The 12,338-nt window shown below is 71.3% G+C and carries 11 protein-coding genes; 8 read left to right on the forward strand and 3 right to left on the reverse strand.

The window, feature by feature from the left end; translation table 11 throughout:
* Positions 1-2 precede the first annotated feature (2 nt).
* From lspA to OM513_RS04055, 6 genes are all read left to right on the forward strand, one after another.
* Positions 3-524, forward strand: a complete 522-nt coding sequence (lspA, locus tag OM513_RS04030) for a signal peptidase II (protein WP_264942832.1) — start codon at positions 3-5, stop codon at positions 522-524.
* Positions 517-930, forward strand: coding sequence for a DUF3035 domain-containing protein (locus OM513_RS04035; protein ID WP_264942833.1), 414 nt, complete (start codon positions 517-519; stop codon positions 928-930). The genes lspA and OM513_RS04035 overlap by 8 nt, the downstream gene beginning before the upstream one ends.
* A gap of 40 nt (positions 931-970) precedes the next feature.
* Positions 971-1,885 carry an ABC transporter permease gene (locus OM513_RS04040; protein WP_264942834.1) on the forward strand — a complete coding sequence of 305 codons (915 nt, stop codon included), beginning with the start codon at positions 971-973 and terminating at the stop codon, positions 1,883-1,885.
* Entirely contained in the window at positions 1,882-2,664 is a 783-nt protein-coding gene (locus OM513_RS04045; RefSeq protein WP_264942835.1) for an ABC transporter permease, read from the forward strand. Before OM513_RS04040 ends, OM513_RS04045 begins: the two co-directional genes overlap by 4 nt.
* Positions 2,661-4,202 carry an ATP-binding cassette domain-containing protein gene (locus tag OM513_RS04050; RefSeq protein ID WP_264942836.1) on the forward strand — a complete coding sequence of 514 codons (1,542 nt, stop codon included), beginning with the start codon at positions 2,661-2,663 and terminating at the stop codon, positions 4,200-4,202. The genes OM513_RS04045 and OM513_RS04050 overlap by 4 nt, the downstream gene beginning before the upstream one ends.
* Positions 4,203-4,628: 426 nt before the next feature.
* Complete coding sequence (locus OM513_RS04055; RefSeq protein ID WP_264942837.1) at positions 4,629-5,384, forward strand: ubiquinone biosynthesis protein COQ4; 756 nt, start codon at positions 4,629-4,631, stop codon at positions 5,382-5,384.
* A 34-nt stretch (positions 5,385-5,418) separates the two neighbouring features.
* Here OM513_RS04055 and OM513_RS04060 read toward each other — a convergent pair whose 3' ends face one another.
* Positions 5,419-6,108: a hypothetical protein gene (locus OM513_RS04060; protein WP_264942838.1), complete on the reverse strand. Its 690-nt coding sequence runs from the start codon at positions 6,106-6,108 to the stop codon at positions 5,419-5,421.
* A 70-nt stretch (positions 6,109-6,178) separates the two neighbouring features.
* Here OM513_RS04060 and recF point away from each other — a divergent pair, with 70 nt between their 5' ends.
* Entirely contained in the window at positions 6,179-7,258 is a 1,080-nt protein-coding gene (gene recF, locus OM513_RS04065; protein WP_264942839.1) for a DNA replication/repair protein RecF, read from the forward strand.
* Here recF and ybaL read toward each other — a convergent pair.
* Positions 7,255-8,895, reverse strand: a complete 1,641-nt coding sequence (gene ybaL, locus OM513_RS04070) for a YbaL family putative K(+) efflux transporter (RefSeq protein WP_264942840.1) — start codon at positions 8,893-8,895, stop codon at positions 7,255-7,257. The genes recF and ybaL overlap by 4 nt on opposite strands.
* A 357-nt stretch (positions 8,896-9,252) precedes the next feature.
* Complete coding sequence (locus tag OM513_RS04075; RefSeq protein WP_264942841.1) at positions 9,253-9,672, reverse strand: hypothetical protein; 420 nt, start codon at positions 9,670-9,672, stop codon at positions 9,253-9,255.
* A 91-nt stretch (positions 9,673-9,763) separates the two neighbouring features.
* Here OM513_RS04075 and gyrB point away from each other — a divergent pair, with 91 nt between their 5' ends.
* Positions 9,764-12,301 carry a DNA topoisomerase (ATP-hydrolyzing) subunit B gene (gene gyrB / locus OM513_RS04080; protein WP_264942842.1) on the forward strand — a complete coding sequence of 846 codons (2,538 nt, stop codon included), beginning with the start codon at positions 9,764-9,766 and terminating at the stop codon, positions 12,299-12,301.
* Positions 12,302-12,338: the final 37 nt, after the last annotated feature.

Genomic DNA, 12,338 nt, shown 5'->3' on the forward strand with positions numbered 1-12,338 from the left:
ATATGAACGTGACGCGCGCCATCGGGCTGATGACGGCCCTGCTGATCTTCCTGCTCGATCAGGGAATCAAATATTGGGTCACCGGGCCGCTCGGCATCAGCTACGAGGGCGCGGCGATGGAGGTATTGCCCTTCTTCGACCTGCGCTTCGTGCAGAATATCGGCGTTTCGCTGGGCGCGCTTCAGGCGACGACGGAGGCGATGCGCTGGGGGCTGGTGGTGCTGACCGCCGCGATCGCGGCCGGCGTGCTGTGGTGGCTGCTGCGCGAGCACAAGCTGCCCGACGTGGTTTCGCTGGGCCTGGTGCTGGGCGGCGCGGCGGGAAATATCCTGGATCGCACCCGGCTGGGCTATGTCGTCGATTACGCCGATCTGCATATCGGCACATGGCGGCCCTTTTTGGTCTTCAATGTCGCCGATGCGGCGATTACCATTGGCGTGGTGATCCTGCTGGTGCGTGCGATCTTCGTGCGCGAGCAGCCGAGAGCGGCCTCGGATCCCGTGGAGAAGGAAGTCAATGCGTAAGCTCGTCCTCGTCACCGCCGGCTTTGCGCTGGCCGCTACCCTTTCGGCCTGCGGCAGCCGCGGCCTCAACCGCGAGCGGCCGGACGAGTTCGCCGTCGCGCGCCAGGCGCCGCTGGTGATCCCGCCCGATTACGCGCTGGTGCCGCCGCGCCCCGGCGCCCCGCGTCCGCAGGAGACCACGCCGCAGAGCCAGGCGCTCGACGCGATGTTCGGCGGCACCGCCCCGCGCAGCCCCGGCGAGGCCGCCGCGCTCGATTCGGCCGGCCGCAACGCCGCCGATCTGGGCGCGCGCAGCACTGCGGGCAGCCCGGGCACCAATGTGATCGACAAGGGCACGACCACGCGCGACATCGTCGCCGCGCCGGAAGGCGACGGCCAGGACGCGCGCGTCTCCACGCCGAACTGATCTTGCCGGGTTCCGGCATCGGCCTGGCCGAAGGCGGCTGATGCCGGCGATCCTGATCCGCAGGCTCGCCACCGCGATCCCGACGCTGTTCGCGGTCGTCCTGCTCTCGTTCCTGCTGATGCGCGTCGCGCCGGGCAGCCCGTTCGATTCGGAACGCCCGCTCGATCCCGCGATCCGCGCGGCGATGGAGCGCGCCTATGGGCTCGATCAGCCGCTGCCGGTGCAGCTCGGCCGCTATCTGGCGAACATCGCCACGGGCGATTTCGGGCCTTCGCTGGTCTATAAGGACTTCACCGTCTCCAAGCTGATCGCGCAGGGGCTGCCGGTGTCGCTCCAGCTCGGCGGGCTGGCGCTGCTGCTGGCGGCGCTGCTGGGCGTGGGCGGCGGCATCGCCGGGGCGCTCAGGCCGGGCGGCTGGATTGATCGCAGCGTGAGCGTCGCCTCCAGCCTGGCGGTGGCGCTGCCCAGCTTCGTCACCGGGCCGGTGCTGGCGCTGGTGTTCGCGCTGTGGCTGGCGTGGCTGCCGGTTTCGGGGCTGGGCGGGCCGTCTTCGCTGGTGCTGCCGGTGATCGCGCTCGCGCTGCCGGTGGCGGGGGCGGTGGCGCGGCTGACGCGCACCGGGCTGGCCGCCGCGCTGGCGCAGGATCATGTGCGCACCGCGCGGGCGCGGGGGATCGCGCCGGTGCGCGTGATCGTGCGCCACGCGCTGCCGCCCGCGCTGATCCCGGTGGTGTCCTATCTCGGCCCGGCGGCGGCGGGGCTGTTGACCGGCGCGGTGGTGATCGAAACGGTATTCGGCCTGCCGGGGCTGGGCCGATATTTCGTGCAGGGCGCGCTCAACCGCGATTACCCGCTCGTGATGGGGGTGGTGATCCTCTACGCGGGGCTGATCCTGCTCTTCAACCTGATCGCCGACCTGCTCTATGGCTGGCTCGATCCGCGGGTGCGCGGATGAGGGCCGCGGCGGTCACGCTGGCGGCGATCGCCCTGCTGGCGCTGCTGCTGCCGCTGGTGCTGCCCTGGGGCCATGCCGATATCGACTGGAACGCGGTGCGCGCGCCCGCCTTCACCCCCGGCCACCCGCTGGGGACCGACAGCGTGGGCCGCGACCTGCTGGTGCGCGTCGCGGTGGGCACGCGGATCACGTTGGCGGTGGCGCTGGCCGCCGCGCTGGTGGCGCTGGTGGTCGGCGTGGCCTGGGGCGCGGTGGCGGGCTGGATCGGCGGGCGCGTGGACGAGGCTATGATGCGCGTGGTGGACGCGCTCTATGCCCTGCCCTTCATGTTCGTGGTGATCGTGCTGATGGTGGTGTTCGGCCGATCGGTGCTGCTGGTGTTCCTGGGCATCGGCGCGGTGGAATGGCTGACGATGGCGCGGGTGGTGCGCGCGCAGGTGATGACGCTGAAGCAGCGGCCGTTTGTGCTGGCGAGCGAGGCGGCGGGCGCGCGCGGGCCGGCGATCCTGACGCGCCACATCCTGCCCAACACGGCGGCGGCGGCGATCGCCTATCTGATGCTCACCGTGCCGCAGGTGGTGATGGTGGAAAGCTTCCTCTCGTTCCTGGGGCTGGGCGTTCAGGAGCCGCTGACCTCGCTCGGCATCCTGGTCCACGACGGCGCGGACGACATGGACATCGCCCCGCTGGCGCTGGCCGTTCCCTGTTTCGTGCTGGTGGCGCTGGTCGTCGCGCTCAACCGCATCGGCGAGGGGCTGCGCGAGCGGATGGCGGCGTGACGCTCTACGCGGTCGAGCATCTGTCGCTGGAGATCGGCGGCGCGCGTATCCTGGAGGATGTGGGGTTCGCGGTGGCGGCGGGCGGCTGCACCGCGCTGGTCGGCGCATCCGGATCGGGCAAGACGATGAGCTGCTTCGCGCCATTCGGCCTGGCGGCGGGGCGGCCGCGCGGATCGGCGCGGCTGGAGGGCGCCGAGCTGATCGGGCTGGACGAGCGCGCGCTGCGGCCGTTGCGCGCGCGCGCCGGCTTCGTGTTCCAGCAGCCGCTGACCGCGCTGACCCCGCACCTGACGATCGGCGCGCAACTGGCGGAGTCCGCGTCGGCGCTGGGCGGCGCGCGGCCGGACCGGCGCGCGATGGCGGCGATGCTGGATCGCGTGGGGCTGAGCGATCCCGAGGCGAAGCTGGACCAATGGCCGCACCGGCTTTCGGGCGGGGAGCGCCAGCGGGTGATGATCGCCTGCGCCACCGCGCATGGCCCGCGCCTCCTGGTCGCCGATGAGCCGACCAGCGCGCTGGACGCCGAGCTGCGCCATGCGATCCTGGACGTGATCGGGCGGCTGCGCGAGGACGGGCTGGGCGTGCTGCTGGTCAGCCACGATCTGCCGCTGGTCGCGCGCCATGCCGATCGCGTGGTGGTGATGGACGCCGGCCGCGTGGTGGAGGACGGGCCGGCGCGCGCCGTGATCGAAACGCCGGCGCAGGAGGTGACGCGCGCGCTGATCGCGGCCAGCCCGCGGCTCGATTCGCCGCCGCCCGATCTGCCGGTACCGGGCGCCCCGCTGATCGAGGCGCGGGGCATCGCCGTTGGCTTTCGCACGCCCGGCTGGCGGCGCGGGCGCTTCCAGGCGGTGGCGGACGCGGGCTTCGCGCTGGCGGAGGGCGAGGCGCTGGCGATCGTCGGGCGATCGGGATCGGGCAAGTCGACGCTGGCGCGCGCAGTGGCGCGGCTGGGCCCGTGCGATTCGGGCGCGGTGTTGTGGCGCGGCCGGCCGCTGCCCCCGCGTGCGCGGATGGGCACGGCGGAGCGGCGGCTGATCCAGCCGGTGTTCCAGGACCCTGCCGCCAGCCTGGACCCGCGCTGGACGGTGGCGCAGAGCATCGCCGAGCCGTTGCGCAACCTGATCCCGGCGATGGACGATGCCGCGCGGGCGGCGCGGGTGGGGGCTGTGCTCGACGAGGTGGAGCTGGGCGAGCGCTTCGCCGCGCGGCGGCCGGGCGAGCTTTCGGGCGGGCAGGCGCAGCGCGTGGCGATCGCCCGTGCGCTGGCCGCCGATCCGGAGGCGATCCTGCTCGACGAGGCGACCTCCGCGCTCGACGTGCTGGTGGCCGGGCGCATCCTGGCGTTGCTGGGACGGCTCCAGGCGAGCAGGCGGCTGGCGATCCTGGCGATCACCCACGATCTGGCCGTGGCGCATGCGCTGTGCCACCGGCTGGCGGTAATGGAGGCGGGGCGGATCGTGGAGATCGGGCCGGTGCCGCAGTTGCTGGCTTCCCCCCAAAGCGCGGCGCTGACGCGGCTGGTGGCGGCGCAATAGAGCCCTTCGTGTTTGGAGCATCGCGGCTCAGATCTTGGGCGCGCTCCTCGCCGGATTGGAGCGGCCGAACGATCCGATTCTGATTTGAGCCGCGACGCTATAAACGCCCGTTTCCGGGGAGCCGGGACGGCGGTGCCCCGGGGGCGGCGTTGGTCCTCCTTGTGTTTGAATCACGCGAAGGCGCGAAGAAGTCTTTTGGTTCGCGCAGAGGCGCAGCGGGCGCGGAGCGGGATCTGCCTCGATGGCGGCCCACCTTCCTTGGCTCAATCGTGCGCTGGCCTGTGGATGGGCGCCTTCGGTGTGAGTGGGCGATGCATCGCTGCACCAAATCTTCGCGCCTTCGCACGCGCAGAAAATTCCGCGGCGTACATTGATTCTTCACCCGGCCATCGCTATTGACACTATTGTCAATAAGGATTCGCCCCGATGGCCACCGCTCCGATCGAACCGTTCAACCCCGGCGTGCCGCTGAAGCGCGAGTGGGGCACCGCGCTCTCCGCGCTGCGCAAGCTGCTGGCGGACGGGAACGACACGCACCAGGTGTTCCGCATCATGCGCGCGTTGAACGGCGACGTGACGCAGCGCAACTATCGCAGGCTGCTGGCCGCACCGGGCGGCGGGCGGCTGGCGTACCAGCGCGTCGAGCTGGCCGAGAGGCTGACCGACCGCGCCTGGATCGACAGCTTTGCCGAGGGCACGGTGGGCGCCGCCTATCGCACCTTCCTGGACAGCACAGGCTATTCCGCCGACGGGCTGGCCGAAATCAGCATGGCCGAATTCGGCGCGGCCCAGGTCGAGCATCCCTATACCTGGATGGCCCGGCGCGAGCGCGACATCCACGACATCTGGCACGTGCTGACCGGATACAAGGCGAGCGAGCATCTGGGCGAGGCGTGCCTGGTGGCCTTTTCCTATGCGCAGACGGGCGGGCTCGGCTGGGCCTTCATCGCCGCGGGCGCCGCGCTCAAGAGCCTGCGCATCACCGGCGAAACCGCCTTCTTCAAGGCGGTGGTGGAGGGATACCGCCACGGCAAGCGCGCGCAGTGGCTGCACGGCGAGGATTATGAGGCGCTGATGGCCGAGCCGATCGAGGCAGCGCGCCGCCGCCTGGGTATCGCCGATCCCGTGAAATACCGCATCGCCCAGGCGAAGCTGAACGCCGCGGGGATCCAGGGGATCTAATTCTCGGCTGCGCCGAAGCGGCGCGCCCGCCGTTTCAGGACGCGGGGCTGGCCGCCAGCCGGGCGCGCAGGGCATCGCGGCCGAGCGGCGCGCCGGGCAGTTCGAAGCGGATCGCCGCAATCGGCCCGGCGTCGATCCGGTCGAGCTTCAGCGCATCGCCCATGCGCAGCACGAAACCCTTGTCGAACAGCGCCAGCATCGCGCGGGCCAGCTTGCCCGGCCCGCCCTCTCCCACGCTGTTCTCCGCCACCGTCAGCCGTGCCTGGAGCGCCAGCGCGCGCGCCGCCGGGGCCAGCGTGGGATCGGTGCTGATCACCGCCTGCGCGCTGTTCAGCGAGGGCGTGTGGCGCGGATGCACCCGCCATTTGGTGCCGCGCACTCCGGCGATCAGATCGGTCGCGTCCTCGCGGTTGAGATCGTAATCGGGCTCGCCGCTGGGGCCGGCCTTCGCCGCCGCGGCCCGCTCCGCCAGCAGCGCGGCATAATCCTCCGCCCGCGCGGCGAACGATCCGGCGGCGTCGGACAGGATCACATATTCCCGCCCGCCGCGGACCAGATAGACGCGCCCGTCCGCCTCCGCCCGGGCGTCGCCGCCCTCGGCCGCCTCGACCAGGATGGAGCCGCCATCTTCGCGCGCGAAGGCGGCGGAGAGGTCCACCGGCTTGGCGGGCGCGCAGCCCGCGGCAAGAAACAGCAGCGCCGCAGCGGCGATTCGACCGATCACGGAAGTTCCTTTCGCCGCCCTTCATCCGCAAAGCTGTGGGCGCAGGCAAGAGGGCGCGCTAGGGAGGCGCATGGCCCTCTCGCGCCTCGTGCTGACCGATTTCCGCAACCATGCCGATGCCGTGCTGTCGCCCGGCCCCGGCTTCGTGGTGCTGACCGGGGAGAATGGCGCGGGGAAGACGAACGTGCTGGAGGCCGTGTCGCTGCTCGCGCCCGGCCGCGGGCTGCGCCGCGCGCCGCTGGCGGAGATCGCGCGGCAGGGCGGCAGCGGCGGCTTCGGCGTGGCGGCGACGCTGGCCGGACCGGGCGGAGACGCCGAGATCGGCACGGGCACCCGCGCCGACGCGCCCGAACGCCGCCTCGTCCGCGTCAACGGCGCCACGGCGGCGGCCGCATCGCTGGCCGAATGGCTCACCGTCCTGTGGCTCACCCCGGCGATGGACCGGCTGTTCCTGGAAGGCGCGGGCGAGCGCCGCCGCTTCCTGGACCGGCTGACACTGGCGCTGGCGCCCGGCCATGCCCATCACGCCGCGCGCTATGAGGCGGCGATGCGCCAGCGCAACCGTCTGCTGGCCGGGGAGGATGCGCCCGATCCCGCATGGCTGACCGCGCTGGAGGCGCGCATGGCGGAGCATGGCGCGGCGATCGCCGAGGCGCGCGGCGCGGCGGTGACGGCGCTGGCGGAGCGGCTGGCCGATGCGCCCGAGGGGCCGTTCGCGCGCGCCGGGCTGGCGCTCGAGGGCTGGAGCGGCGAGGCGGACGCACTGGCGGCGGAGCTTGCCGCCGGGCGCCGCCGCGATGCCGCCGCGGGCCGCACGCTGGCCGGGCCGCACCGCGACGACCTGATCGTCACCCATCTGGCCAAGGCGCAGGCGGCGCACCGCTGCTCCACCGGTGAGCAGAAGGCGCTGCTGCTGGGCATCGTGCTGGCGCACGCCGATCTGGTGGCCGATCGCACCGGCAGCCCGCCCGTGCTGCTGCTCGACGAGGTCGCCGCGCACCTCGATCCCGGGCGGCGGCAGGCGCTGTTCGCGCGGCTGGAGGGGCGCGGCCAGGTGTGGATGACGGGCACCGAACCCGCGCTGTTCGACGGGCTGCCGCCCGGCACGCGCTGGTTCGGCGTGGCAGACGGGTTAGTAGCCCCCGCCTAATGCGGGTCCCGGCGCAGCGCGCACAGCGCCAGGATGCGTGTGGCGATCTCGCGTTCGCCCATCACCACATGCGCGGCGCCGCGTTCCTCCAGATGCGCCACCTCGGCATCCGAATGCGCGCGGGCGATCACCCGCACCGCCGGGTTGAGCGCGCGTGCCCGCTCGCAAACCGCCCCCGCCTCAAAGCCTTCGGGAATGGCGATCAGCAGCTTGGCGGCGCGCGCAATCCCGGCGCGCTCCAGCGTCCGCGTCTCCACCGCGTTGCCGGCGATCACATCCAGCCCGTCCGCATCGGCCATGCGCGCGATCTCCGGCCGGTCCTCGATCACCACCATGCCGCCCTTGCGGCCGCGCAGCCCCTCCGCGACCAGCCGGCCGACCCGGCCATAGCCTACCAGCACGACATGCCCCGGCCGGCGCGCTTCCGGTTGCCGCTCCGGCGCGTCCTCCACGCCCTGCGGAGTCCGGCGGCGCTCGGCCATGGCGAAAATGAAGGGATTGAGCAGGATGGAGATCAGCGCGCCCGCCAGGATCAGGTCGCGCCCCGCCTCCGGCAGCAGTCCCAGCGCGGCGCCGAGCGAGGCGAGGATGAACGAGAATTCGCCGATCTGCGCCAGGCTGGCCGCCACCGTCAGCGCCGTTCCCGCGGGATGGCGGAAGGCGCGGACGATCGCATAGGCCGCCAGCGACTTGCCGACCAGGATGATCGCGACCGTGGCGAGCAGCGCCAGCGGCTGATCCACCAGCACGCGCGGATCGAACAACATCCCCACCGAAACGAAGAACAGCACCGCGAAGGCGTCGCGCAGCGGCAGCGTCTCTTCGGTCGCGCGGCGGCTGAGCGGCGTCTCGCCCAGGATCATGCCCGCGAAGAAGGCGCCCAGCGCGAACGAGACGTGGAAGACAAAGGCGGCGCCGAACGCCACGCCCAGCGCGATCGCCAGCACGGCCAGGCGGAACAGCTCGCGCGATCCGGTCTGCACCACCCAGTGCAGCGCCCAGGGGATCAGGCGGCGGCCGACCACCAGCATCAGCACCACGAAGCCCGCGACCATCAGCAGCGTGCCCGCCAGCGACGCGAGCAGCGTGCCGGCATCGGCGCCGCCCGACGATCCGGCCCCCGCCATCGCCGGCAGCAGCACGAGCGCCAGCACCATCGCGAGATCCTCGACGATCAGCCAGCCGACGGCGATGCGCCCGCGTTCGGTCTCCACCAGGTCATGCCCCTGCAGCGCGCGCAGCAGCACCACCGTGCTCGCCACCGACAGCGCCAGGCCGAACACCAGCCCCGCGCCCAGGCCCCAGCCCAGCGCAAGCGCCAGCCCCGTGCCCATCAGCGTGGCGACCCCGATCTGCGCGATCGCGCCGGGTATGGCAATCCGGCGCACCGCCAGCAGGTCGCGGAGCGAGAAGTGGAGCCCGACCCCGAACATCAGCAGGATCACGCCGATCTCGGCCAGTTCGGCGGCCAGGCTGGCGTCGGCGACGAAGCCGGGGGTGAAGGGGCCGACGGCGATACCGGCGAGCAGATAGCCCGCGATCGGCGATACGCGCAGCCGATGGGCAAGCGCGCCGAACAGAAAGGCGATCACCAGTCCGGCGACGATAGTGGCAATAAGGGGCGTGTGATGGGGCATCCGGCGTTTCGCTTGTCCTCTGGATGTTGTCGGGATGGGTGCGCGATCCGGCCCGCAAAAAGGGGAGAATGAGGGCCGGATCGCGCGGACTGCCTGGCGGGAAAGGACCGGGCAGTCCTGGGCTTATTGCGAAGCCAGTCCGATCGCCGCGGCCATCGCGGCTGCCGTCCCGGCTATTCCCGCCCAGATCGCGGTCACGAACCACCAGGGGGGCCGCGCCTCGTTCGGGTCGGTCTGCATGGGAAACCTCCTTCCGGTGTCCGGCATCGCGGCCCCCGCGAAGGAGCACGGCGGTCCGTGCCGGCATGGACAGAGGGGGAAGTATCGGGCGCCCGCCGATGGGCGTGCCCGGCGGAATCAGGCCGCGGGCGGCTCGCGCGGCAGCGGCAGGCCGCGAAGCGCGGCGGTTGCCAGACCCTTGAACGGAAGCGGCACGGGCGCGGCGGCGCCCGGCGCGGAAGGCGCGCGCAGCGCCGGGACGGCCGCCGCGATCAGTTCCGGCGCGGCGGAGGGCCGGGCGCGCTTGGCGGCCCTGCCCTCATCCTCCTCGATCCCGCGCTTGGCGGCCAGCCGCTTGGAAGGCGCGCTGGTGGTTTCCTGCACGGTCGCGGGGCTGAACGCCGATCCGATCCGCGTGCTGGAGGGCAACCCGGCCGGCAGCAGCGCGCAGAGCAGCGCAACCGCCAGCGCGACCAGCGCCGAAATGCCGAACAGCCGCCGCTGCGCATGCGCAACGGGCACCGGATATCCCGGTTGCTGGAAACGATCGTTCGGCATCGGCCCGGCATAGCACGCGGCGGGCGGCTCCGCAAAACCGCCCCTCCCGGGGCCGCCCATTTCGCTTTCGTTCGCCTGCCCCAGTCCCTATATGCTCGGCATGGCAAGCGAAGACGAAAACACTCCCAATACCTCCGACTATGGCGCCGATTCGATCAAGGTCCTCAAGGGCCTGGACGCGGTGCGCAAGCGGCCCGGCATGTACATCGGCGACACCGACGACGGATCGGGCCTGCACCACATGGTGTTCGAGGTGTCGGACAACGCCATCGACGAGGCGCTGGCCGGCCATTGCGACCGCATCCTGATCACGCTCAACCCGGACGGCTCGGTGTCGGTCGAGGACAACGGGCGCGGCATCCCCACCGGCATCCATGCCGAGGAGGGCGTCTCCGCCGCCGAGGTCATCATGACCCAGCTCCACGCCGGCGGTAAGTTCGAGAACACGTCGGACGGCAACGCCTACAAGGTTTCGGGCGGCCTGCACGGCGTGGGCGTATCGGTGGTCAACGCGCTGTCCGAATGGCTCGATCTGCACATCTGGCGCGACGGCGAGGAGCATTACATGCGCTTCCGCCACGGCGATGCGGAGGCGCCGTTGCGCGCCACCGGCCCCGCCCCGGCGCTGCCCGGCGGCGGCACCAAGAAGGGCACGCGCGTCACCTTCCTCGCCAGCCCGGCGACCTTCAAGATCACCGAATATGACTTCGACAAGCTAGAGCACCGCTATCGCGAGCTGGCGTTCCTGAATTCGGGCGTGCGCCTGGTGCTGAAGGACGCGCGGCACGAGGAGGCGAAGGAGGTCGAGCTGTTCTACGAGGGCGGCATCGCGGCCTTTGTGAAGTGGCTGGATCGCAACAAGCAGCCGCTGATGCCCGATCCGGTCGCGATCAACGGCACCCGCGACGACGTGACCATCGACGTCGCGCTGGAGTGGAACGACAGCTATTACGAAAACGTCCTCTGCTTCACCAACAACATCCCCCAGCGCGACGGCGGCACCCATCTGGCGGCGTTCCGCGCGGCGTTGACGCGCACGCTCAACAACTATGCCGACAAGTCGGGCGCGCTGAAGAAGGAGAAGGTCAGCCTTACCGGCGACGACATGCGCGAGGGGCTGACCGCGATCGTATCGGTGAAGCTGCCCGATCCCAAGTTCAGCTCGCAGACCAAGGACAAGCTGGTCAGCTCCGAGGTGCGCCAGCCGCTGGAAAGCCTGATGGCGGACAAGCTGGCCGAATGGCTGGAGGAAAATCCGGCCCACGCCCGCGCGATCGTCCAGAAGGTGATCGACGCCGCCGCCGCGCGCGAAGCGGCGCGCAAGGCGCGCGAGCTTACCCGGCGCAAGGGCGTGATGGATATCGCCAGCCTGCCCGGCAAGCTGGCCGACTGCCAGGAGCGCGATCCCGCCAAGTCCGAGCTGTTCCTGGTGGAGGGCGATTCGGCGGGCGGATCCGCCAAGCAGGGCCGCGACCGGCATTACCAGGCGATCCTGCCGTTGCGCGGCAAGATCCTGAACGTGGAGCGCGCGCGCTTCGATCGCATGCTCTCGTCCAAGGAGATCGGCACGCTGATCCAGGCGATGGGCACCGGCATCGGCCGCGACGATTTCAACATCGCCAAGCTGCGCTACCACAAGATCGTCATCATGACGGACGCCGACGTGGACGGCGCGCACATCCGCACGCTGCTGCTCACCTTCTTCTATCGCCAGATGCCGGAGATCATCGCGGGCGGATATCTCTACATCGCCCAGCCGCCGCTCTACAAAGCGGCGAAGGGCCGGTCCGAAGTGTATCTGAAGGACGATGCCGCGCTCGACCAGTATCTGGTCGAAGGCGGCGTTTCCGGCACGCGGCTCGAAACCGCGCAGGGCGCGCGTTCGGGCGACGATCTGGCCAGCCTGGTCGAACATGCCCGGCGCATGCGCACGCTGATGCGCTATGTGCCGCGCCGCTATGATGCCGCGATCATCGAAGCGCTGGCCCTGGCCGGCGCGCTCGATCCCGAGGCGGGCCGCGAGCAGCGCGCAGACTGCCTGTCCGCGGTGACGAAGCGCCTCGAAATGACCGACGAGGACGCCCGCTGGACCGCGCAGATGACCGGCGAGGGCGGCTTCCATTTCGAACGGCTGTGGCGCGGCGTGACCGACCATCACGTCATCGAGGCCGCGTTCCTCGTCTCCGCCGAAAGCCGCAAGCTCCACGTGCTGGCGCAGGAACAGGCCGAAAGCTACGCCACCCTCGCCAAGCTCGCCGCTTCCGGCGCCGCCGCGCAGGTGGAAGACACCCCGGCCGACGACGGCGAGGATGAGGGCGCCGCCGCGTCCGCGCCCCGGACGGGCAAGGGCGAATGGCTGATCGCACGCCCCTCGCAACTGCTCGACGCGGTGCTCGCCACCGGGCGCAAGGGCCTGAAGATCCAGCGCTACAAGGGCCTTGGCGAGATGAACGCCGAGCAGCTCTGGGAAACCACGCTCGATCCGCAGAACCGCTCGATGCTCAAGGTGGCGGTGGACCAGGCCGATGTCGCCGACGAGATCTTCACGCGCCTGATGGGCGACGTCGTCGAGCCGCGCCGCGAGTTCATCCAGGAAAACGCGCTGAGCGTCGCCAACCTCGACGTGTGAGGCACCCCTCCCCGGAGCCGCGCGGGCTTCCGGGGAG

The sequence above is a fragment of the Sphingomonas canadensis genome (assembly GCF_026013525.1).
GTDB classification, from domain to species: domain Bacteria; phylum Pseudomonadota; class Alphaproteobacteria; order Sphingomonadales; family Sphingomonadaceae; genus Sphingomonas; species Sphingomonas canadensis.